This is a genomic window from Pseudolabrys taiwanensis (assembly GCF_003367395.1).
In the GTDB taxonomy this organism is placed as follows: domain Bacteria; phylum Pseudomonadota; class Alphaproteobacteria; order Rhizobiales; family Xanthobacteraceae; genus Pseudolabrys; species Pseudolabrys taiwanensis.
This window is the reverse complement of record NZ_CP031417.1, coordinates 4,387,044-4,410,178: the sequence shown is the minus strand read 5'-3', so window position 1 is coordinate 4,410,178 and position 23,135 is coordinate 4,387,044. Positions and strand designations below refer to the sequence as shown.

The window sequence follows — 23,135 nt, the reverse complement described above, 5'->3', positions numbered from 1 at the left end:
ACGCGGCTTCATGATCTATGGTCGGATTCGCGCGGGCTCCCGCCGCCGACGACCCGCATACCGCATCCTGAAAGCCGCGTGACACCGCCATGACAACTCAGCCAACAAGCGGCCAAACAGCCGCTCATCCGAGCTTCGGCGAAGCTTTCATGACGTGGCTGAAGATCGGCTGCATCAATTTCGGCGGTCCGGCCGGGCAGATCGCCATGATGCATCGCATCCTGGTCGACGAGAAAAAGTGGATCGACGAGCCGCGCTTCCTGCACGCGCTCAACTTCTCGATGTTGTTGCCGGGCCCGGAGGCGACGCAACTCGCGACCTATGTCGGCTGGGTGCTGCACGGCGTGCGCGGCGGCCTGACCGCCGGCATTCTGTTCGTGCTGCCGGGCGCGTTCGTGATGCTGGGCCTGAGCCTGCTCTATGCCTATGGGCGCGGTGTCGGCGCCATCGACGGCGCGCTGTTCGGCATCAAGGCCGCGGTGCTGGTGATCGTGCTCGAGGCGCTGATCCGCATCGGCAAGCGGGCGCTGAAATCGTGGCTGATGGTCGGCCTCGCGGCCCTGGCCTTCATCGCCATCTTCTTCTTCGACTTGCCCTTCCCATTGATCGTCGGCGCCGCCGCCCTCGCCGGCTATGGCGTATCGAAATCGCGTCCCGATCTGGTCGGCGTGAGCGGCACCGTCGACACGATCCGCACGCACGAGGGCAATCGCTGGCGGCACGCCATTGTTGCGTTGCTCGTCGGCCTGACGCTCTGGTGGGCGCCCGTCGCAATCGCGGCGCTCACCTTCGGCACGAGCCACGTCCTGGTCGCGATCGGCTTGTTCTTCTCAAAGTTGGCGGTCGTCACCTTCGGCGGCGCTTATGCGGTGCTCGCCTACATGGCACAGCAAGTGGTGCAGACGCATCACTGGATGACGGCGCCGGAGATGGTCGACGGCCTCGGCCTGGCGGAGACCACGCCGGGCCCGCTGATCCTGGTCACGCAGTTCGTCGGCTTCCTCGCGGCGTTCCGCGCGCCCGCGCCGTTCTCACCTTTGACCGCGGGACTGATCGGCGCGGCTTTGACGACATGGGTCACGTTCGTGCCGGCGATCCTTTGGATTTTCGCCGGCGCCCCGTTTCTCGAGGACCTGCGCGCGAACAAGCGGCTCGCCGGCGCGCTCGCCGCGATCACCGCAGCCGTGGTCGGCGTCATCCTGAACTTGTCGGTGTGGTTCGCCTTGCACGTCCTGTTCGGCACCGTGACCGAGCACCATGCCGGCTGGCTGCGCTGGTTCGCCTTCGATCCAGCCGCGCTCGACCGACATGCCGCGTTGCTGGCGGTCGTCGCCGCACTGCTCGCGTTTCGCTTCCATCGCGGCCTGCTCGAGGTGATCGTCGTGATGGCGCTGCTCGGGATCGTCAGCCGCTATTCGTTCTAGCGTTCGCGCCGGATGGCGCTCTCGTGCCAGCGGCGCAGCACGACATACGACACCGCCGACAGCACGAAGAAGATGACGACGCCGGCAAGCGACAGCAGCACCAGGGCCGCGAACATGCGCGGGATATTGAGCCGGTAGCCGGACTCGGCGATCCGGTAGGCGAGCCCGGAGCCCGCGCCCGCCGACCCCGCCGCGATCTCCGCCACCACCGCACCGATCAGCGACAGTCCACCGGCAATGCGCAGGCCGGCGAGCATTTGCGGCAGCGCCGCCGGCAGCTTCAACCGCCACAGAATTTCCCAGCGCGAGGCTTTGTAGAGTTCGAACAGCGCCAGCAGATTGTGATCGACGGAATTGAGGCCCAGCGTCGTGTTGGCGAGCACGGGAAAGAAGGCGACGATCCAGGCGCAGGCCAGCACGGCGAGATGCTGCGGCAGATAGATCAGCAGGAGCGGCGCGATGGCGACGATCGGCGTCACCTGCAGGATGACGGCGTAGGGATAGAAAGAATATTCGACCGCGCGCCATTGATTGAAGACCACGGCCCACATGACGCCGCCAACGGCGGCGAGCACGAACCCCTCGATGGTGAGCGTCAGCGTTACCAAAAGCGACTGGAACAGCAGGCCTGCATCGGCGATCAGCGTCGACAGGACGAGACCTGGCCCCGGCAGCACGTAAGGCGGGATGGCGAAGCCGCGCACGATCAGGTCCCAGGCGAGGAGCAGCACGGCCAAGACGAGAATAGGCAAGCCGATACGCAAAGCGCGTTCGCTCATGACGCGCCCCCCGCCATCGCCGCGTTGAGCGCCTCCGACACGCGCCGGCACAGCGCGCCATACTCCGCCGAGGTGCGGAAGCGTTCGTCGCGCGGATAAGGCGCGTCGATGACGATCTCGTCGAAGACGCGGCCAGGGCGCGGCGTCATCACCACGATGCGCTGCGACAGGAACACCGACTCGAACACCGAATGCGTGACGAAGACCACCGTCTGGCGCAGCTCCTGCCATAAAGCGAGCAGATCGTTGTTGAGCTTGAAACGGGTGATCTCGTCCAGGGCGGCGAAAGGCTCGTCCATCAGCAACAGGGCCGGCGCGGTGACGAGCCCGCGCGCGATCGAAGCACGCATCTTCATGCCGCCCGACAATTCACGGGGATAGGCCTTTGCGAATTCGGCGAGCCCGACCCGCGCCAAGGTCTGCGCCACGGCGGCCTCAGCCGTGCCGCGGTCGGCCCGCGCCAATTCAAGCGGCAGCCGCACATTGGCGGCGACATCCGCCCAGGGCATCAAGGTCGGCTCCTGGAACACGAACCCAACCTGCCCCGGCCCGCCGCGCGGGGACACGACACTCCCGGTCGACGCATCGCTCAGCCCGGCAATGATCCGCAGCGCGGTCGACTTGCCGCAGCCGGACGGCCCCAGCAGCGAGACGAACTCGCCCGCGCGCACGTCGAGGCTCAACCGGTCGAGCGCCACCGTGCCACTGTCGAACACCTTGCCGACATCACGGAGGGAAACGATGGGGTCGCTGTGTTGCGAAGACTGCGCCATGGGCTCCGTCATGCCCGGCCTTGTGCCGGGCATCCACGTCTTTTCTCTGTTGCACAGTAAAGACGTGGATGGCCGGGCAAAAGGGTCTTTACGCCCGTCTTCGACGGGCTATGCCCGGCCATGACGAGATTACTTCGGCCGCAGGTCGACGCCGACGCCTTTGTTGACGAACTGCAACGTATAGGCGCGTTTGTAATCGAGGTTCGGCTTCGTGACCCCCGCGCGCACCATCTTGTCGAAGAAGCTCTTCCAGTGCGCGTCCGTCATCGCGCCAATGCCGAGCTTCACCGTGTCGCCCGAGTCGACGATGCCGTATTCCTTCATCTTGGCGATGGAGTTGGCGAGCAGCGCATCGCTCATTTCCGGATTGTACTTCTTGATCAGGTCATTGCCCGGCCGGCTGTCACCGTAGATGTAGTTGTACCAGCCGACGGCCGAGGCATCGACGAAGCGTTGCACGAGATCGGGTCGCTTGTCGACCAGATCGCGCCGCGTCTCGATCAAAGTCGAATAAGCATTGAAGCCGTAGTCGGCGAGCAGGAACACCTTCGGCTTGAAATGCGCCTGCTGCTCGATGGCGAAGGGCTCGGACGTGACATAGCCCTGCATCGCCGAATTCTTGTCGGCGAGGAACGGCTGAGGATTGAAAGTATAGGGCTTCACCTTCGCTTCATCGAAGCCGTATTCCGATTTCAGCCACTGGAAGTAGGTGACGATGCCTTCCTTGGAAACGAACAAGGTCAGCTTCTTCAAGTCCTCGAACTTCTCGGCCATGCCCGGATGGGCGATGAACACCTGCGGTTCCTTCTGGAAGCTCGCCGCCACCGCGACCGTCGGAATGTTGTTCTCGACCGCATCGAACGACTGCAGTGAGTTCGCGCTCATGAAGAAGTCGATCTTGCCGACCGGCAGCAGGATGCGGTTGTTCACGTTCGGACCGCCGGGCACGATTTCGACGTCCAGTCCGTACTTCTTGTAGGTGCCGTCGGCGACCGCTTGATAGAAGCCGCCGTGCTCGCCCTCGGCGATCCAGTTGGTGCCGAAACGCACCTTGTCCAGTTGCTGCGCTTGCGCGCCAGCGAGGCTCGCAGCCAGCGCCAGAATCGTTGCGATTGTTTTCGTCATCATCCGGTTACCTTGTCACCGCCGTGCCGATCCGGGCAACCCGCACGCAAAAATCTGGTGAACCTTTTCGACCTTCGGCGCGACCCATGGATATCGCGGCCTTAACGGCCGCCCGGTTTCAAAGGATGGAGAAGCGCCATGTCCACGAAGACCAAGTTCGCCGCCGTTGCCCTCGCCGCCCTCACCCTCTCCACCGCTGTCGCCGCCACGAGCGGCGAAGCCCAGGCCCGCCCCCGCTTCGGCGTCGGGATCGGCATCGGTCTCGCCGCGGGCGCGCTGATCGGCGCCGCCGCCGCCTCCAGCGCCTATGCCGGCCCGTCTTACGTCGTGCGCGAATGCCGCTATGTCGAGCGCTACGACCGCTGGGGCAACATCCGCACGGTCAAGGTCTGCGACGTCGACTGAGCGTCGCTCGTTCTGCGGATCGGCGCCGCCCCCGCCCCATCCCAGCGCCGATCGCAAAAGACCCGCCCGGTTTCCCCGACCGGGCGGGTCGCTTTTCGGCAGTGTCAGAATTTCACGATCGAGCGCAGGCCCAGCACCCGCGCGTCGCGCCCGGCGACGCCGCTCGGATGCCAGATGTATTGGAAGTCCGGCTGAATGGTCCAACCGGGCTTGATCTGCGCCATGTAGGTCAGTTCGAGATTGGCTTCGAAGTCGCGCACCGGGCCCGGCACGCCGGTGAAGTTGATGGTGTCCTGGTCGAAGCCCGCTATTGCGCTGGAGAACTTCGAGTAGATCACACTGGCGCCGAAGCGATCGTCGGGCCGGCCCGGGATCAGGCCGGCGAAGACGACGCCACTGTCGATCTCCAACGAGAACAGATTGCGGTCCGACGGACTGACGGAGGCACGTGTGAATACCGAAATGCCGCTGTCCGGCGCGCCGCCGCGCGGCCGATAGAGTTGCTGATCGATGACGCCGTAGATGCCGTAATCGCGGCGGTCCTTGCGCGGCACGCCGCCGCTGGCGGGATCGGCAAGCAGCAAACCGCTTTCCGAGTAGCGATCGTCGTTGAACTGGCCGAGATGCGTCCAGCCGCCGAGCTTCAACGTCGTCGCAAGGCCCGTGTCGTTCTTGCCCTGATTCCAGCGAAACTGCGACTCGCCGATGATGAAGGCCGGGTCGCGGACGCGGAAGTTCACGCCGTAGCGGTTGCAGGTGTCCGGATCGCCCGGGCATGGCCCGGCGGGATCGCCGTTGAACAGCGCAACGAGCAGCGACACGTGCTCGTTCGGGTCGACCTTCAGGCGCACGCCCGGCGTCGACAGCGGATAGGCCGGGCCGCCGCCGGGCAGATTGTACGCCGCGATCGACGGCCAATCGCTCTGCAGAAACATCGTACTCAGATCGCTGTAGAAGAACTCGCTGTCGGCGGCGAGTTGGCCGATGCGAAAGCTCGCTTTGCCATCGAACAGACGCTGCTCGAGCCACATCTCGGACAGGCGCGTCGTTGCCGCCGCCTCGATGGCGGCGATGGTATTGAGGCCGCCGACATAGTCGCGGCGGATGCGGCCCGTATTATGGATCTGAAAGACGTTGGCGTAGAAGGTCAGGTCTTTCACGCCGAGCAGCTTCTCGAGATCGGCCGTGAACTGCCCCTCGACCTTACCCTGGTAGATCGTGCCGGTGCGCGTACCGCCGGCGACATTGGCCAGGAGATCGCTGGTGTAGATCAGGCTGTAGCTGATGCCGTGATCGTACAGTTTCTTGCGGGCGCCCCAAGGATCGCCGTGATCCGGGAGGCTGGTGGCAATTGAGGGCTCACTAATCCCCAAGGCATCCGGCGGGGGCGGCGTCTGCGCGCCTGCCTGACTTGCCCAAAGCGCCCCGCCGCCGAGCAAAAAGATCAACAAAAACCGCACGCTAGATCCCTTTACGCGTGGCTATCGCCATTGAGTTCGTCTCAGACGGCCCGACCGTCTGAACTGCAGATTGGCCCATCCCAGTTGCTATTGCAAATTATTCTTAATAAGGACGGCATCTAACCAAACCCTTTGCATGCTAGCGTTCGAAAGAACAGACGGCCGACGACCGCAAACCGCTGGCGGGCACTGAATTTACGCCATTGATATTTCATCCCGTGTTCATGTCCTCCTATGTATAGGTTCGCTCATGCACATGGATTGTGACGGGGACGCTGCAACGTGCTGAAGAATTTGACGCTGTGGCTGAAGCCGCATGCTCGGCTGCGCAACAGCGTTGCGGCCGTGCTGGCGCTCCTTGTTGGCCTGTCGCTGGCCGTCGCTGCGACCAGCGGCGCGCGGCGGCCCGATTCCGCGCAAGCGCCAGAACGCGCGGAGACACCGCGGCGCGTTGGCGACCATTATTATCCGACGCAGCGGCAGTGGGACTCGCTGAAGGTCGACGCCGTCGCCGAGATGAATTTCCCGGACGAGAACCTGACCGAAGGCAAAATCGCCGTCGATGAGGATCGTTCGACGCTCGTTTACTCGCCTTATGCCGGCCGCGTGGTGAAGCTGTTCGCCAAGCCCGGCGACATAGTCACCGCCGGCCAGCGGCTGTTCGCCGTTGAATCGCCCGACATGGTGCAGGCGCAGAACGACTTCATCACCGCGCTGTCCGGACTGAACAAGGCGCAATCCGCGCTCAACCTCGCCAAGATCGTCGAGCAGCAGAACAAGACGCTGTATGAGAGCAAGGCCGGTCCGCTGCGCGACCTACAGCAGTCGCAGGCCAATACCCTGTCGGCACAGAACGACCTGCACGCGGCACAGATTGCGCTCGAAGCGGTGCGCAACCGTATGCGCATTCTCGGCAAGACCGACGACGAGATCACCAAATTCCGCGACACCGGCATCATCGATCCGCTGACCATGATCTATTCGCCGATTGCCGGCACGGTGGTGCAACGCAAGGTCGGGCCCGGGCAGTACGTCAACACCTCGTCCAACAACGCCGCGGCCAGCGACGCGACCTTCGTGGTCGGCGACCTGACGACGGTGTGGCTCGTCGCCTATGTGCGCGAGTCCGAAGCGCGCAACATCAAGGTTGGCCAGCGCGTGACCTTCACGGTCATGGCGTATCCCGACCGGGTCTTCGAAGCCGCGATCAACTACGTGGCGACCTCGCTCGATCCGGCGACGCGGCGGCTTCAGGTGCGCGCCACCATCGACAATCACGAGGGCCTGTTGCGGCCGGAAATGTTTGCCAGCGTCAAGATTCTGACCAGCGAGCAGCTTTCACCGGGCACCCCGCGCGATTCGATCGTGTATGACGGCAGCAAGGCGCATGTCTGGATCGTCAACGAAGACCGTTCCGTGCAGAAGCGCCCGATCAAGATCGGTCTTTCGCGCGGCAACATGGTCCAGGTTCTCAATGGCCTGAGCGTCGGCGAAAAGGTCGTCAGCAAGGGCACCTTATTTGTCGATCGCGACGCCTCCTCGGGCAGCTAGCGCCCCTTCCGATCTCCAGAGCCATAGTCAATGTACGCGCTCATCAGCTTTTCCCTTAGGCACCGAGCGCTGATCGTTCTCGCGTTCATCGCCGTCATGATCGGCGGCGTATTCGCGTTCCGCCAGCTCAACATCGAGGCCTATCCCGATCCCACCCCGCCGATGGTGGACATCATCACGCAGAGCCCCGGGCTCTCGGCGGAAGAGATCGAGCGCTACATCACCATCCCGATCGAGACGCAGCTCTCCGGCCTGCCCAACTCGCAGGTGATCCGCACGATTTCGCTGTACGGCCTGTCCGACGTCAAAATCCAGTTCACCTTCAATTTCACCTACGACCAGGCGCTGCAGCAGGTCATCAACCGGCTGAGCCAGCTCTCGCCGCTGCCGAATAACGCCCAGCCGCAGATTTCCCCGGTCAGCCCGATCGGCGAGATCTTCCGCTACCAGCTCGTCGGGCCGCCGAACTATTCGGTGCGCGAACTCAAGACGTTGCAGGACTGGGTACTGCAACGCCGCTTCCGCGCGGTGCCCGGCGTCATCGACGTCACGGCCTGGGGCGGCGAGACCCAAACCTACGAGGTGCAGGTCGACCCGAACCGGCTGACCGCCTACGGCCTGACGCTGGCGCAGCTCCTCACCACGCTCAACAACAGCAACATCAACGTCGGCGGCAACACGCTCGATATCGGCCCCCAAACCGCGGTCGTGCGCGGCGTCGGCCTCATCCGCACCATCGACGACATCAACAACACGATGCTCACTCAAGTCGGCGGCACGCCCGTGCTGATCCGCGACGTCGCGACGGTCAAGATCGGCAACAAACCGCGCCTCGGCATCGCCGGCCGTGACGACCAGAACGACATCGTGCAGGGCATCGTCCTGATGCGCCGCGGCGAACAGAGCATGCCGACGCTCAAGCGCGTCGAGGCCGAGGTCGCGCGCATCAACAACTCGAACGTGCTGCCGCCCGGCGTGCGTATCGAGCGCATCTACGACCGCAAGGACCTGATCGACGTCACCACCCACACCGTGCTGCACAACATGGTGTTCGGCATCGGTCTGATCTTCTTCCTGCAATGGGCGTTTCTGGGCAACCTGCGCAGCGCGCTCATCGTCGGCGCCACGATCCCGTTCGCCCTCTTCTTCGCCATCGGCATCATCGTCCTGCGCGGCGAGTCGGCGAACCTGCTGTCGGTGGGCGCCATCGACTTCGGCCTGATCGTCGACGCGACCGTCGTTATGGTCGAATGCATCTTCCGCCGCATGAGCGAACCCAGGCCGGCCGCACTCCCGCGTCCGAACGACGACGAAGAGCAACTCACCGGCAAGCCGGCCGTCATTCTCGAAGCGGCTACGTCGGTCAGCCGCTCGATCTTCTTTGCCGCCGGCATCATCATCGCCGCCTTTCTTCCGCTGTTCACGCTGGGCGGCGTCGAAGGCCACATCTTCGGACCGATGGCGCGCACCTATGCTTACGCGCTGGCCGGCGGCCTGATCGCCACCTTCACCGTCGCACCGGCGCTGAGCGCGATCCTGCTGCCGGAGCACACGCAGGAAACAGAGACCTTCCTGGTTCGCTTCCTGCACCGCCTGTATTTGCCGGCGCTACACTTCGCGGTGAGCCACAAGAAGGTCACGCTCAGCGTCGCGGCGCTTCTGCTGGTGCTGATGGTCGGCTCGATCAAGATCTTGGGCTTGGAATTCCTGCCCAAGCTGGAAGAGGGCAATCTCTGGGTCCGCGCCACCATGCCCTCGACGATCTCGCTGGAGGAGGGCGGCAGCTACGTCAATCGCATCCGTAAGCTGCTGGCGGGCTATCCCGAAGTCGCGCTGGTGGTGTCGCAGCATGGACGGCCTGACGACGGCACCGACGCGACGGGCTTCTTCAATGCCGAATTCTTCGCGCCGCTGAAACCGATCGATCAATGGCCGCCCGGCGTCGACAAGGACTCCCTGACGGCCGAGATCCTGAAGAAGCTGCAGGACGAGTTCCCGGGCATCGAGTTCAACTTCTCGCAGTATCTGCAGGACAACGTCGCGGAGGCGGTGTCCGGCGTCAAAGGCGAGAACTCGATCAAGCTGTTCGGCAACGACCTGCAACAGCTCACCGACACCGCAAATAAGATCAAAGCCGTGCTCGCCACCGTTCCCGGCGTGACGGATCTCGCGGTGTTCACCTCGCTCGGCCAACCCACGCTGCAGATCGACGTCGATCGCGAGCGCGCGGCGCGCTACGGGCTGACGCCCGGCGACATCAACGCGGTCGTGCGCGTGGCCATCGGCGGCGATTCCGCCGGCGACCTTTACGAGCCCAGCAGCGACCAGCACTTCCCGATCGTCGTGCGGCTCGCGCCGCGCTTCCGCCAGAGCCTGGAGTCGATCAAGAACCTCGGCGTCGGCGTGCAGACTGCCTCGGGCTTCATGCTCATTCCGCTCAAGGAGCTCGCCCGTATCGAACTCATTTCCGGCGCCGCCTATATCTACCGCGAGCAGCAGCAACGCTATCTCCCGATCAAGTTCAGCGTGCGCGACCGCGATCTCGGCAGCACCATCAAGGAGGCGCAGGACCGCGTCAGCCGCGAAGTGCAATTGCCGCCCGGCTCGCGGCTCGAATGGGTCGGCGAGTTCGGCAACCTTCAGGATGCGATCGGCCGCTTGCAGATCGTCGTGCCGATCAGCCTGGCGCTGATCGCCGTTCTGCTGTGGGTCAATTTCGGCTCGGTGCCCGACATGCTGCTCGCCATGAGCGTGATTCCCATGGCCTCGATCGGCGGCGTGCTCGGCCTCGTCCTCACCGGCACATCGTTCAGCATCTCCGCCGCCATCGGCTTCATCGCCCTGTTCGGCATCTCGGTGATGGATGGCATCATCATCCTCTCCTACTACAACCAGCTCATCGACGAGGGCCTCGAACGCATGGAGGCCGTGCTGCGCGCCTGCGAGCATCAGATGCGGCCGGTGCTGATGACCTGCATCATCGCCGGCGTCGGCCTGCTGCCGGCCGCGGTATCGTCGGGCATCGGCTCGCAAGTGCAGAAGCCGCTCGCGCTGGTGGTTGTCGGCGGCATGATGCTGGCGCCGATCGTGATCCTGATCACGCTGCCGGTGTTGATCGCCTTGTTCTCACGGCGCACCGCGAAACACGCGGCGACACATGCTCACGCCGAGGCCGCTCAGCCCGCGGAGTGATAGCGAAAAAACGCGGCGCCGCCCGCAAGGGCAGCGCCGCTACGCGTGAGCCTCAGCGATAGCCGCCGGCGGCAACAAGTCGTTCGCCGGTCATCCAGCCGGAAGCGTCCGAGGCGAGGAAGACGGCGACACGCGCGATGTCGTCCGGCTGACCGAGACGGCCGAGCGGCGTGCGCGCGACCAGGCTCTTCTCCAGATCGCTGCCGACCAGGCCGAAAGACTGCACGCCCTCGGTTTCGGTGCCGCCAGGCGCAATGACGTTGACGCGAATCTTACGTTGACCCAGTTCGGCGGCGAGCACGCGCGTCAGCGTATCGACAGCGCCCTTCGTGGCCGAATAGATCGAGGCCGTCGGGACGACCGCCTCGATGCTGGCGTTCGACCCGATATTGATGACGTTGCCGCCGTTCGGCCCGAAATGCTTGACCGCTTCCCGGGTCGCCAGCAACGTGCCGAGAACGTTGATGTTGAACAGGCGGTGAAACTCGTCTTCGGTGACGTCCTCGATGGCGTGGAAACGATAGACGCCCGCATTGTTCACCAGCACGTCGAGCTTGCCGAAGGCCTGCTTCGCCGCATCGAACAACTGCTTCACCTCGGCCGCTTTGGCGACGTCGGCCTGGACGGCAATCGCCTTGCCGCCTTTGCTCTTGATGTCGGCGACGACGCGCTCGGCGCCCGCCTTGTCCGAGGCGTAGTTAACGACCACCGCCGCGCCGTCCGCGGCGAAAGCCTTGGCGATGCCCGCGCCGATACCCTTCGATGCGCCGGTGACCACGGCCACTTTGCCGGTCAGATTGCTCATGAACTTCTTCCTTGCCTTAGTTCGATAATTAGATAACCATCGAATTGACAGCTAAGCGGGTGGCGGCGATCCGCAAGGGAGGGGCACGGCAAATTTTTACGGCAGGCGCGACGCTCAGATTTCGGCGAGGCGGTCGAGATAAGCGTGCAAGACATCACGCTTGAGCAGGAGATTGGCGAATTTTCCTTCGCGCACGATCTCGATGAGACCGGCGGTCTCGAGTTCCTTCATGTGGTGGGACAGGGTGGCGGCGCTGATCTTGTGCGCCTCGTTCAGCGCGCTGCAGGCCATCGCGCCCTCGCACGTGCCGATGGCTTTGAGAATCTCATACCGCCTGGGCTCCGCCAGCGCCCGCGCAATGCGCGTGAACTGCTGGTCGGTGAGCGCATGTTTTTTCTTCGGAGCCATGGTCTGAAAGTAGGCAATCGAATGCAAATGTCCAGAAGCGGCTAAGCGCGCGTCGTTTCCAGGCTCATCGCCAGGACGCGCGCCACATGCAGCGCTTCGCGCGCCGCGCCGTCGTGAATCTGATGGCGGCACGAGGTGCCGTCGGCAACCACGATCGTCTCGGCGTCGGCCTTGCGCACGGCGGGCAACAGCGACAGCTCACCCATCTTGAGCGATATGTCCGCGGTCTCGGCCGCGTAGCCGAAACTGCCGGCCATGCCGCAGCAGCTCGATTCGACGGTCTCGACCGCGAGCCCCGGGATCAGCCGTAGCGTCGCCTCGACCGCGCCCATGGCCGCGAACGACTTCTGATGACAATGGCCATGCAGCAGCGCCTTCTTGGGCAGCGGCGCGAGCGGCAGCGCGAGCCGGCCGGCCTTCTGCTCGCGGGCGATGAACTCCTCGAGGAGGAAGGTGCTGGCGGCGAGCACATTGACGCCCTCCTCCTTCAGCACCGCCGGCAACTCGTCGCGGAACGTGAACAGGCAGCTCGGCTCGAGGCCGACCACCGGCACGCCGCGCTGGATGTACGGCAACAGCGCGGCGAGCGTGCGCCGCATCTCCTGCCGCGCCTCGTCGATCAGGCCGGCGGACAGGAAGGTGCGGCCGCAGCACAGCGGGCGCTTATCGCCGTCGGCCGGCACCGCCGCATGCACGCGATAACCGCCCGCGGTCAGCACCTTGAGCGCGGCGTCGAGATTCTCGCGCTCGAAATAGCGGTTGAAGGTGTCGGCGAACAGCACGACCTCGCGGCCCGGGGCGCCGTCGAAACCGGGCGATGGCGGATCGGCATAGATGTCCTTGCGCCATGCCGGCAGCCGGCGCTTGGCCGAGAAGCCGGTGACGATCTGCGCCAGGCCGCGCAGGAGCGCGCTGCCGTTGCGCAGGTTGAACAAATAAGGATGGCGCGCGGCGAACGGCGCGTAGCGCGGCAGATAGCCGATCAGCCGGTCGCGCAGCGACAGGCCTTTGCGCACCACCCGCGCCGCCAGCACCTCAAGCTTCATGCGCGCCATATCGACGCCGGTCGGACATTCGCGCCGGCATGCCTTGCACGAGACGCACAGCGACAACGTCTCAGCCATCTCGTCCGACGCCAGCGCGTCGGGTCCGAGCTGACCGGTAACGGCGAGCCGCAAAGTATTGGCGCGGCCGCGCGTGACATCGCGCTCGTCCTTGGTGACGCGATAAGACGGACACATGGCACCGCCGGCGAGCTTGCGGCAGGCGCCGTTGTTGTTGCACATCTCGACGGCGCCCTGGAAACCGCCACCGGCGCCGGGATAGGCCGACCAATCCAATTCGGTCTTGATGTCGAGGCCGCGATAGTCCGGCTTGAAGCGAAACAGCGAGCGGTCGTCGAACTTGGGCGGGCGCACGACCTTGCCCGGATTGTAGAGGCCGTTCGGGTCGAAGCGGTCTTTCACCTCCTCGAAGGCGCGCGCCAGCTTCGAACCAAACATCGGCTCGTTGAATTCGGAGCGCACGATGCCGTCGCCGTGCTCGCCGGAATGCGAGCCCTTGTATGCGCGCACCATGGCGAACGCCTCTTCGGCGATCGCGCGCATGGCGCGCACATCCTTCTCCTGCCGGAGATTGAGGATCGGCCGTACATGCAGGCAGCCGGAACCGGCATGCGCATACCAGGTGCCGCGCGTGCCGTGCTTCTCGAACACCTGCGTCAGGCGGCTGGTGTAGTCGGCCAGGTGCTCCAGCGGCACCGCGCAGTCCTCGACGAAGGATACAGGCTTACCCTCGTCCTTCATCGACATCATGATGTTGAGGCCGCTGGTGCGGACCTCGGTGATCGCGGCCTGCAGCGCCGGATCCAGCACCTCGACCACGCCGCCCCATTTGGCGCCCGACTTGTCCCAGGCAAAGCCGAGATCGCCGACCAGTTCTTTCAACTGGCGCATCAGGCGCAGATTCACATCGTGGTCGTCCTCGCCGAACTCCACCAGCAGGATCGCCTCGGGCGTCTCGCGCACGAACTGATCGAGCGTCGGCCGGAAGAGCGGAATCTCGCGCGCGAGTTCGATCATGGTGCGGTCGATGAGTTCGACGGCGATCGGCTTCAAGCGCACGAGATATTGTGCGGCATTCATCGCCTCGTAGAAGCTGCCGAAATGCACGGCGCCGACGGCGCGGCGACCGAGCAGCGGCGACAGCTTCAATTCGATCCGGGTCGAGAAGCCGAGCGTGCCTTCCGAGCCGACGAGGATATGCGCGAGATTGACGTCGTTCTTGCCCGGCACCAGCGCGTCGAGATTGTAGCCGCCGACGCGGCGCTGCACTTTGGGGAAGCGCAACTCGATCTCGCCCTGCTCGCGCGCGCCGAGGGCCAGCAGATCCTTGGCGAGCGGGCGTAACGCGGCCGGCACATCGGCAAGGCTGCCGCCGACCGGCCCGAAGTGAGCGCGCGTGCCGTCGGCGAGGATCGCATCGATCGACACGACGTTGTCGCGCATGGTGCCGTAGCGCAGCGAACGGCCGCCGCAGGAATTGTTCGCGGCCATGCCGCCGATGGTGGCCCGCGACGAGGTCGAGATGTCGACCGGAAACCACAACCCGTGCGCTTTGAGCTGGCGGTTCAGCTCGTCGAGCACGATGCCGGGCTCGACGGTGACACGCCGCCGCTGCAGGTCGAGGTCGAGGATGCCGGTGAGATACTTGGAGCAGTCGACGACCAGGGAATCGTTAACCGTCTGCCCGCACTGCGAGGTGCCGCCGCCGCGGGGCAATACCGTCACGCCCTCGTCCCGCGCCAAGGCGATGGCCCGGGCGGCCTCCTCGACGGTCTTCGGCGCAACCACCCCGATGGGCACGATCTGATAGTGGGACGCGTCGGTGGCGTAGCGACCGCGGGTAAAGCGATCGAACCGGACATCGCCGGTCAATTCCGCCTTCAATCGCCGCTCCAAGCCGGGCCTCAGAGACGCCACCGAAGCCCCCCTCGGTTTGAACAATTCTGCCTATGCATCAACGGTTTTTCTGACGTGGGAAAACGCTTGACCACACTGTTACATTCATAGTTCAACCCAGCAAGCGCCGCTCCCCAAACGGCCGGGACCGGCTCGGTGGTGTCACTCTCGCATTTCTTCGCAAGCCGCGTCTCAGGAGCGTTGCTATGGCTCAGAATTCCTCGCGTCCGGTTGGACGTCACTTTCTCCAGATTCCGGGACCGACCACGGTACCAGACCGCGTGCAGCGCGCGATCTCCGCGCCGATCATCGACCACCGCGGTCCCGAATTCGCCAAGCTCGCCAAGAAGTGCCTCGACGGCATCAAGACGATCTTCAAGACCACCAACCCGGTGATCATCTACACCGCGACCGGCACCGGCGCGTGGGAGTCGGCGCTCACCAATACTCTTTCACCCGGCGACAAAGTATTGATGCTGGAGACCGGCCAGTTCGCGACGCTCTGGAAGAAGATGGCCGAGCGCATCGGCCTCGTGCCCGAGTTTATCTCGACCGATTGGCGCCATGGCGCAGATCCTAGCCTGATCGAAAAGCGCCTGCGCGAGGACAAGAACAAAGAGATCAAGGCCGTCTGCGTCCTGCACAACGAAACCTCGACCGGCGCACTGACGCCGATCGCCGACATCCGCAAGGCGATCGACGCCGCCAGCCATCCCGCGCTGCTGATGGTCGACACCATCTCGTCGCTCGCCTCGGCCGACTATCGCCACGACGAATGGGGCGTCGACGTCTCGGTCGGCGGCGCGCAGAAGGGCCTGATGCTGCCGCCCGGCATGTCGTTCAACGCCGTGTCGGACAAAGCGCTCGCCGCCAACAAGACCTCGAAGCTGCCGAAGTCGTTCTTCGCCTGGGACGACATGCTGAACATGAACAAGGTCGGCTTCTTCCCCTACACGCCGGCGACGCAGATGTTGCAGGGCCTCGTCGTCGGCATCGAGATGCTGCACGAAGAGGGCCTCGAGAACGTGTTCGCCCGCCACGCGCGGCTGGGCGAAGCAACCCGCCGCGCCGTCGCGGCTTGGGGCCTCGAGAACCTCAACAAGAACGCCGATCAGTATTCGCCGACCATCACCGCGGTGATGCTGCCGGAAGGCCATGACGCCGACAAGTTCCGCGCACTGGCGTTGGAGACGTTCAACATCTCCTACGGCGCAAGCTTCGGCGCTTATGCGGGCAAGTATTTCCGCATCGGCCATCTCGCCGATATCAATGACGGCACGCTCGTCGGCGCGCTGGGCATCACCGAGATGGCGCTGCAGCTTGCCGGCGTGCCGATCAAGAAGGGCGGCGTGCAGGCGGCGGTGGATTACCTCACCACCGCGCACGGCGGCGGCGCCAAGAAGGCCGCGGCGGAGTAAGGTTTCCGCGAGCGTCGGAAGCGAACGATTGAAATTGAAATGGCCGGGCAATGTCCCGGCCATTTTTGTTTTTGGAAGCACAGCAGCCCCTTCTCCGCTCGTCCCCGCGAAAGCGGGGACCCAGCACTTTGCTTGCGGCCCCTGGGTTCCCGCTTACGCGGGAACGAACGGAGTTTGACGCCTAAGCCCTCTCCGCCTCCAACACATGCGCCACGAAGTCGCCGATGGTCTTCAACGTCACCTCGGGTTGCTCGCGCTGCGGCGTATGCTTGGCGCCTTTGATCAGCGCCAGTTCGACCGGGCAATAGCACTCCTGCTGCGCCACCTCGAGCTGCTTCACCGTGCCGTACTGGTCGTCCTCGCCCTGCACGATCAGGACCGGCACGCGGATGAAGGCGAGATACTCGGTGATGTCCCAGTTGCGGAAACCGGGATCGAGCCAGGCATCGTTCCAACCGCGGAAGGCGCAATCGACATGGGCGTGCCATTTGCCGAGCCGCGCCCGCAGATCGGTCGTCTCGTAGGCTTTCTTCGCTTCGGCAATCGAGGCGATCGACACATCCTCGGTGAAGAAATGCGGCGCGATCAACACGATGCCGCCGAGACGGTGATCCTGATGACTGCCGGCATAGATCGCGGCGATCGACGCGCCGTCGCTGTGGCCGAGCAGCAAACCGTGCCTGAAGCCGATCTGGTCGAGGATCGCCGGCAGCACGCCCTTGGCTTCGCGCGTCATATAATCGAGCGGACGCGGCAGCGCGCATGGGCTCGATTGACCATAACCGAAGCGCGAATAGACGAAGACGCCGCAGCCGGTCGCGGCTTGCAGCTTGACCGGAAAATCGTTCCACAAGCCGACGCTGCCGAGGCCCTCGTGCAGCATGACGATGGTCGGCGCTTGATCGGGCTGTGGCCCGAGGAAGCGATACTCGATCTGCTGGTCGCCGATGCTGAGGAAGCCGGTATCTTGTAAGTTCATTGCATTGCCTTTGACCCGTCATCCTGAGGTGCGAGCGAAGCGAGCCTCGAAGGGTGACGGCCGATCATCCTTCGAGGGCCGCGCTACGCGCGGCCACCTCAGGATGACGGAGAGAGGTGGTCGCCAGTCTACATCATCCCTTCCGCGCGCAGCTTGAACCGCTGGATCTTCCCCGTCGCCGTCTTCGGCAGCTCGATGCGGAACTCGATCCAGCGCGGGTATTTGTATGGCGCGAGCTTCTGCTTCACGTGCTCCTGCAGAGAGCCGATCAGCTCTTCGGTCGCCTTGTCCGGCATCTTCAGCACCACGAAGGCCTTCGGCTTGATCAGCCGCTGCTCGTCGAACCAGCCGACCACCGCCGCCTCCAACACCTCCGGATGCGAGGCAAGCGCCGACTCGACCTCGAACGGCGAGACATAGATGCCCGACACCTTCAGCATATCGTCGCCGCGGCCGCAGCAGATGTAGTAGCCGTCATCGTCCTGGATGTATTTGTCGCCGGAGCGCGTCCACTCACCCATGAAGGTCGAACGCGACTTCTCGCGGTTGTTCCAATACATGATTGCCGAGGTCGGGCCGCGCACCTGCAACTCGCCCATCTCACCTTGCGGCACCTCGTTGCCGTCTTCGCCCACGAGCCGCAGTTCGTAGCCGGGCACGGCCTTGCCCGTGGTGCCGTACTTGGTCGCGCCGGGACGGTTGGTGAGGAAGATGTGCAGCATCTCGGTCGTGCCGAGACCGTCGGAAATCTCGACGCCATAGCGCTCGGCCCAGGCGCGCGCGATGCCTTCCGGCAAGGCTTCGCCGGCGGAAACGCAGCGGCGGATTTGCACCTCGGACTTCGTTGGCGCATTCGCGCTGGCAAGGAAGCCGGCATAGAACGTCGGCACCGCGAAGAACATCGTGATCGGATGCCGGCGCAGCAGCGCGGCAACGCCGTCCGGCGTCGGCCGATCGGCGTTGAGCACGACCGTCGCGCCGGCGGTGAGCGGGAAAGTCATGCCATTGCCGAGACCGTAGGCGAAGAACAACTTCGCCACCGAGTGCACGACATCGCTTTCCGTCACGCCGGCGACCGGCGTGCCGTAGAGATCGGCCGTCAGCTTCAGGCTGCCGTGCACATGCACCGCGCCCTTCGGCGCGCCGGTCGAGCCCGACGTATAGAGCCAGAAGGCAATGTCATCGGCGGTCGTCGGCGCCGTAACGTCTTCAGCTTCCACGGCACCGATGAGATCGTCGAACAGGCGATAGCCATGCGGATTATCGCCCGCGACAATGACGTGTTCGAGATCGGGGCTCTCGGCGATGATCTTCTCGAACTTCGGAAATAGCGCTTCCGATACCACCAGGCAGCGCGCGCGGCTGTCGGCGAGCATGTAGCGGTAATCGTCTTCGGTGAGTAGCGTGTTCACCGGCACCGCAATAATGCCGGCCTTGAGGCAGCCGAGGAACGCCGTCGGCCAGTCGACGGTATCGAGCATGGCCATCAGCACGCGCTCCTCGCGGCGCACGCCCAAACCGCGCAAGGCGGCGCCAAACCGCGCAACCCGTTCGGCCAATTGGCCATAGGTGGTCGCGCCACGGACGTCGATATAGGCCGGCTTGCCCGCGCGGCCCCCGCGCAGGTTGTTCTCCAGGACGTTGGCGGCGAAATTGTAAAGGCGTGGGACCGAGCCCATCGCAGGGGCCGCGCTCGATGGCGCCGCGCGCGTGTCGGCAGCAGTCATTTTTTGTTCCTCCCCGGATTGCGGTTATTATGCCAAAGAGGCCTTGCGCAGCAATTCGATTTATATTTCCGATGTTGCTCGTGCCGCGCGCGGCGAAAAACAAAACACTGCCTAGGGAGTTTACGATGATTTACAGCCGAGACCGCATCCTGACCACGCATGTCGGCAGCCTGCCGCGCAACGAGACCTTGTCCGAGCTGCTGATCCGCCGCGAGGCCGGCGAAAACTACGACACCAAAGTCATGGCGGCCGAACTCGACAAGGCCGTCCAGCACGTCGTCGACCAGCAGGCGAACGCCGGCATCGATGTCGGCAATGACGGCGAGCAGCAGCGTGTCGGCTTCCAGACCTACGTGCCGCAGCGCATGGAAGGCTTCGGCGGCGTGTCGAACCGGCGTCGCGGCAAGGAATTCGACGACTTCCCCGAACTCGTCGCCAACCTGCAGCGGCGCTTCCCGCATATGAGCAAGCAGACCAACGCGCCGCAGTGCCAGAGCGAGTTGAAGTATCGCGACATCAAGCCGCTGCAGGACGAGATCGCGCGCTTCAAGAAGATCGCCGGCAGCCGCTTCTCGGAATGCTTCATGACAGCGGCGTCGCCCGGCATCATCTCCTCGACGATGCTGGACGCCTATTACGGCTCGCAGGACAAATACCTGTCGGCGCTCTCGCGCGAGATGAAGCACGAGTATCACGAGATTCATAAGGCCGGCCTGATCCTGCAGATCGACGCGCCCGATCTCGCGATGGACCGCACGATGATGTACCGCGACCTGTCGGATGCGCAGTTCATCGGCGCGGTCGAGCGTCATATTCAGGCGATCAACGACGGCATCGAAGGCATTCCCGCCGATCGCGTGCGGCTGCATGTGTGCTACGGCAATTGGGAAGGCCCGCACATCCACGACATCCCGCTCGAGAAGATCCTGCCGGCGCTCTACCAGGCCAAGGTCGGCGCGCTGTCGATCGAGTTCTCCAATCCGCGCCACGCGCACGAATACGCGGCGTTCAAGAAACATCCGCTGCCCAAGCACATGCTGCTCGTGCCGGGCGTGATCGAGACGACCTCGAACTTCGTCGAGCATCCGGAAGTGGTGGCGCGCCGTATCGAGGAAGCCGTCGCGGCCGTCGGCGAGCGCGAGCGCGTGATCGCCTCGACCGATTGCGGCTTCGGCACCTTCACCAAGCGCGAATGGGTGATCGAGCCGGTGGTGTGGCTGAAGCTCAAATCGCTGCGCGAAGGCGCCGACATCGCCTCGGCCCGCATCTGGGGCAAGAAGAACGCGGCGTGAGCCGGTCCCTCATGGTGAGGAGCGCGGCGCGAGCCGCGCGTCTCCACGCGGTCATTGCCGGGCATAGCCCGTCGCAGACGGGCGTGAACGCCCTTATGACCCGGCAATCCACGAGGCCATCCCACAAGTAAGTTAGAAGTACGGCTCATCTTCGTGGCGCGTCATCATGGATGCCCGGGTCAAGCCCGGGCATGACGCCGCGTGTGTGGCGTCGCTCCCGATCTCTTCGCTTCAAAATTTCAAACAGCGCGCATTCGCCGGGGTTTCGGCGCGCAAGCCAACGCTCCGCCGCCCGCATTCTTTGACGGCCCCGGGTAGGCCGATGTCCCTTTTTCCTTTTCCCCGAAGGGAATGGAGCGCCGGGAGGCGCCAAGGGGTTTGCGAGACCCCTTTTGGCGGAGCCCTTGCGATCGGGCCCGCCGCGCGCCGAATGACGAAGCAGGGTTACGAAGCCTGCTTCGAGGCGCGCGCGCCTCATGCGGCAGGTTTGCGAGGCCTGCCGCCCGGGCGCTGCGCCTCCCGGCGCTCCACCAACGGCGCGCATTGTCGACGCGCCGGCCCCGTTAGAGCCCGCGGCGCCTCTAGATGACGCCAGGGCCCTAACGAAGCGCAAGGACTATAATCTTTTCGCGGTACAGGCGTCAATAGACCTAGGTATATTGTACTATAAAAGATAGTATCTTTACTATTTTATAGCCGGTGCCATACTTCCCCTCGCACGCGAGGACGCCCCATGCCCCTGAAGGCGCAGCGCCAACCGGTGACGATGAGCGGCAAATTGACCGCGCGCATCATGTTTGCCGGCCGCTCGTCCTCGCTCTCGGCGCAGATCGTCGCCGAGGTGCGCGACCAGCTTTTCGCCAAGGAGCTCAAGCCCGGCGACTTCCTCGGCACCGAAAAGGACCTCGCCGCCCGCTTCGGCACCAGCCGCATCGTCGCGCGCGACGCGCTGCGCACGCTCGAGGCGCTCGGCATCGTCGAGATTCGCATGGGCAAAGGCGGCGGCGCCCGCATCGCGGCGGGCAATCCGCGGCTGTTCGCCGAGGCTTTGGCGGTGCAGCTCGATCTCACCGGCGTCACCGTGCCCGAGATCATGGATGCGCAGCGCGCGATTGAAGCGCTCGGTGCGGAGCTTGCCGCCGAACACGCAACGGCCGAAGACATCGTGACGTTGCGCCGCCTGCTCGCCGAAGCCGAAGCGGCGATGGACGATCTCGACACGTTCACCCGGCTGTCGCGCGACTTCCATCTCGCGGTCGCCGAGGCCTCGCACAATCGCGTGCTGGTCGTGCAGCTCGTCTCGCTCGAACACGTGTCGTGGCCGCGCCGCAACGTCACCGCGACGCCGAAGCTGGCGCGGCACATCATCGAGATTCATTCAAAGCTCGTCGATCTCATCGAGATGCGCGACGCCGCCGCGGCGCGCGCGCTGATGGACGACCACGTCAAGATGATCCGTGCCCGGCGCGTCGCCGAGCATGGGTCGCATGAAGCCTCCGAAGAGGGGCGGTGTTGTTGAGAAGACCAACGTGCATTGAGCCAGCTCCGTCACCCTGAGGTGCGAGCAAAGCGAGCCTCGAAGGGCGACGGCCAATTCGTCAAGGTCTTGGCCGTTCATCCTTCGAGGGCCGCTACGCGGCCACCTCAGGATGACGGAGATAGGCTTGAGCAAGCGACAAAGAATCAGAAAGGGAGAAACGACCATGGCCAAGTTCATCATCGAACCGCATTTCCGCCTGCAGGAATGGGTGGCGGACGAGAAGGGGTACTTCGTCGATGAAGGACTCGACTACGAGTTCCGCGAGCTGATGCGCTCGACCGACGGCAAGCAGCACGACAAAGGCTCGAAGGGCGCTTTCCAATCCTTCGAGGAAGGCCGCACGGCGAACGTCTCCTGCGCCTGCCACTGGACCGTGAACGTCGCCGCCTCGAACGGCCACGGCCGCATGCTGACCGATGTCTATTCGGTCGCGACCGCGGGCATCTTCGTCGCCCCCGATTCGCCGATCAAGACGCCGGCCGATCTCGCCGGCGTGCCGATCTCCGTCGGCTACCAGTCCGGCAGCCACTACGCGACGGTGCAGGCGCTCGAGCAGTATCTGAAGCCGGAAGAGATCAATCTGCGCTACGAGACCGGCATGCTGTTCAAGCGCATGGAGCACTTGTTCGAAGGCTCGGCGCCGGCGGTGCATCTGTTCAACGGGCCGTATTATTTCGCCGAGCAGCTCGGTTACCGCAAAGTGATCGACGCCACCTTCATGATCGGCACGATGATCCACGGCAATCCCGACGCGGAAGACCTTCGCAAGTTCTTCCGCGCCCTGCGGCGCGCCCAACGCGACATCGACCTGCGGCCGGAACTTTACACGCACTACTACAAGAACGAATTCCCCGACCGCTTCCACGCCAAGATGGACACGCGGCGCTGGGGGCCGGGCGAACGTCTGGTGTTCGAGCCCTACACCAAGGAGGTCTACGAAGAGTCGTTCGAGTGGATTGCCGCCCACGGCATCTTCCCCGAGGGCGCGATGGGCGCGGGCCAATATGAGCGGGCGACGCTGTCGTTGAGCTGAACGACTCCGTCGGCGAAATGCGTAGGGTGGGTTAGCGCCGAAGGCGCGTAACCCACTGGCTGACTCCACGCCGCATGACGCTGGTGGGTTACGGCGCTCCGCGCCTAACCCACCCTACGCCGACCAACCGTGCGCCCAGCGTGTGCGCCGCACAACGGTGGGACGCCCAACCGAGCTGACCGGCCGCGCGCGAGAGTGGTGGCGCGCCGCGTCGACCAATCACGGCAATATGCCGCGCATTGACGCGGAACGCTTTTCTTTGCG

At 64.4% G+C, this 23,135-nt stretch carries 17 protein-coding genes; 8 read left to right on the top strand and 9 right to left on the bottom strand.

The window, feature by feature from the left end; translation table 11 throughout:
* Positions 1-89 precede the first annotated feature (89 nt).
* Complete coding sequence (chrA, locus tag DW352_RS20960; RefSeq protein ID WP_115693153.1) at positions 90-1,424, top strand: chromate efflux transporter; 1,335 nt, start codon at positions 90-92, stop codon at positions 1,422-1,424.
* On the opposite strand, the gene DW352_RS20955 is transcribed toward chrA, so the two are convergent.
* From DW352_RS20955 to DW352_RS20945, 3 genes are all read right to left on the bottom strand, one after another.
* Positions 1,421-2,203: an ABC transporter permease gene (locus tag DW352_RS20955; RefSeq protein ID WP_115693152.1), complete on the bottom strand. Its 783-nt coding sequence runs from the start codon at positions 2,201-2,203 to the stop codon at positions 1,421-1,423. The genes chrA and DW352_RS20955 overlap by 4 nt on opposite strands.
* Positions 2,200-2,988 (bottom strand): ABC transporter ATP-binding protein, encoded by a 789-nt coding sequence (locus DW352_RS20950; protein WP_115693151.1) that lies wholly within the window; start codon positions 2,986-2,988, stop codon positions 2,200-2,202. The genes DW352_RS20955 and DW352_RS20950 overlap by 4 nt, the downstream gene beginning before the upstream one ends.
* A gap of 117 nt (positions 2,989-3,105) precedes the next feature.
* Positions 3,106-4,101 (bottom strand): ABC transporter substrate-binding protein, encoded by a 996-nt coding sequence (locus tag DW352_RS20945; protein WP_115694532.1) that lies wholly within the window; start codon positions 4,099-4,101, stop codon positions 3,106-3,108.
* 138 nt (positions 4,102-4,239) lie between these two features.
* Between DW352_RS20945 and DW352_RS20940 the strand changes: the two genes are divergently transcribed.
* A complete protein-coding gene (locus tag DW352_RS20940; protein ID WP_115693150.1) occupies positions 4,240-4,506 on the top strand; it encodes a hypothetical protein in 267 nt (88 codons plus the stop codon).
* Positions 4,507-4,610: 104 nt separating this feature from the next.
* Here DW352_RS20940 and DW352_RS20935 read toward each other — a convergent pair whose 3' ends face one another.
* Positions 4,611-5,966, bottom strand: coding sequence for a carbohydrate porin (locus tag DW352_RS20935; protein ID WP_115693149.1), 1,356 nt, complete (start codon positions 5,964-5,966; stop codon positions 4,611-4,613).
* Between the two features lie 282 nt (positions 5,967-6,248).
* Here DW352_RS20935 and DW352_RS20930 point away from each other — a divergent pair, with 282 nt between their 5' ends.
* Both DW352_RS20930 and DW352_RS20925 read left to right on the top strand, forming a co-directional pair.
* Positions 6,249-7,517: an efflux RND transporter periplasmic adaptor subunit gene (locus DW352_RS20930; protein WP_245434204.1), complete on the top strand. Its 1,269-nt coding sequence runs from the start codon at positions 6,249-6,251 to the stop codon at positions 7,515-7,517.
* A 30-nt stretch (positions 7,518-7,547) separates the two neighbouring features.
* The gene (locus DW352_RS20925; RefSeq protein ID WP_115693148.1) at positions 7,548-10,709 is read left to right on the top strand and encodes an efflux RND transporter permease subunit; all 3,162 of its coding nucleotides are present in this window, start codon (positions 7,548-7,550) and stop codon (positions 10,707-10,709) included.
* A 52-nt stretch (positions 10,710-10,761) separates the two neighbouring features.
* Here the strand turns inward: DW352_RS20925 and DW352_RS20920 are convergent, their stop codons facing one another.
* The 3 genes from DW352_RS20920 to DW352_RS20910 form a co-directional block, all read right to left on the bottom strand.
* Entirely contained in the window at positions 10,762-11,514 is a 753-nt protein-coding gene (locus tag DW352_RS20920; protein ID WP_115693147.1) for a glucose 1-dehydrogenase, read from the bottom strand.
* A gap of 114 nt (positions 11,515-11,628) precedes the next feature.
* On the bottom strand, positions 11,629-11,922 hold the full coding sequence (locus DW352_RS20915; RefSeq protein ID WP_115693146.1) for an ArsR/SmtB family transcription factor: 294 nt from the start codon (positions 11,920-11,922) through the stop codon (positions 11,629-11,631).
* Positions 11,923-11,963: 41 nt separating this feature from the next.
* On the bottom strand, positions 11,964-14,903 hold the full coding sequence (locus DW352_RS20910; protein WP_115693145.1) for an FAD-binding and (Fe-S)-binding domain-containing protein: 2,940 nt from the start codon (positions 14,901-14,903) through the stop codon (positions 11,964-11,966).
* A 185-nt stretch (positions 14,904-15,088) separates the two neighbouring features.
* Here DW352_RS20910 and DW352_RS20905 point away from each other — a divergent pair, with 185 nt between their 5' ends.
* The gene (locus DW352_RS20905) at positions 15,089-16,300 is read left to right on the top strand and encodes a pyridoxal-phosphate-dependent aminotransferase family protein (RefSeq protein ID WP_115693144.1); all 1,212 of its coding nucleotides are present in this window, start codon (positions 15,089-15,091) and stop codon (positions 16,298-16,300) included.
* A 181-nt stretch (positions 16,301-16,481) separates the two neighbouring features.
* Here the strand turns inward: DW352_RS20905 and DW352_RS20900 are convergent, their stop codons facing one another.
* Positions 16,482-17,279, bottom strand: a complete 798-nt coding sequence (locus DW352_RS20900; protein WP_115693143.1) for an alpha/beta fold hydrolase — start codon at positions 17,277-17,279, stop codon at positions 16,482-16,484.
* Positions 17,280-17,407: 128 nt separating this feature from the next.
* Entirely contained in the window at positions 17,408-18,958 is a 1,551-nt protein-coding gene (locus DW352_RS20895; RefSeq protein ID WP_210210024.1) for a benzoate-CoA ligase family protein, read from the bottom strand.
* A 173-nt stretch (positions 18,959-19,131) separates the two neighbouring features.
* Here DW352_RS20895 and DW352_RS20890 point away from each other — a divergent pair, with 173 nt between their 5' ends.
* The 3 genes from DW352_RS20890 to DW352_RS20875 all read left to right on the top strand — a co-directional run bounded on the left by DW352_RS20890 (position 19,132) and on the right by DW352_RS20875 (position 22,871).
* Positions 19,132-20,298: a cobalamin-independent methionine synthase II family protein gene (locus DW352_RS20890; RefSeq protein ID WP_115694530.1), complete on the top strand. Its 1,167-nt coding sequence runs from the start codon at positions 19,132-19,134 to the stop codon at positions 20,296-20,298.
* Positions 20,299-21,031: 733 nt separating this feature from the next.
* Entirely contained in the window at positions 21,032-21,817 is a 786-nt protein-coding gene (locus tag DW352_RS20880) for a FadR/GntR family transcriptional regulator (protein ID WP_115693140.1), read from the top strand.
* A gap of 184 nt (positions 21,818-22,001) precedes the next feature.
* The gene (locus tag DW352_RS20875; RefSeq protein ID WP_162827098.1) at positions 22,002-22,871 is read left to right on the top strand and encodes an ABC transporter substrate-binding protein; all 870 of its coding nucleotides are present in this window, start codon (positions 22,002-22,004) and stop codon (positions 22,869-22,871) included.
* Positions 22,872-23,135: the final 264 nt, after the last annotated feature.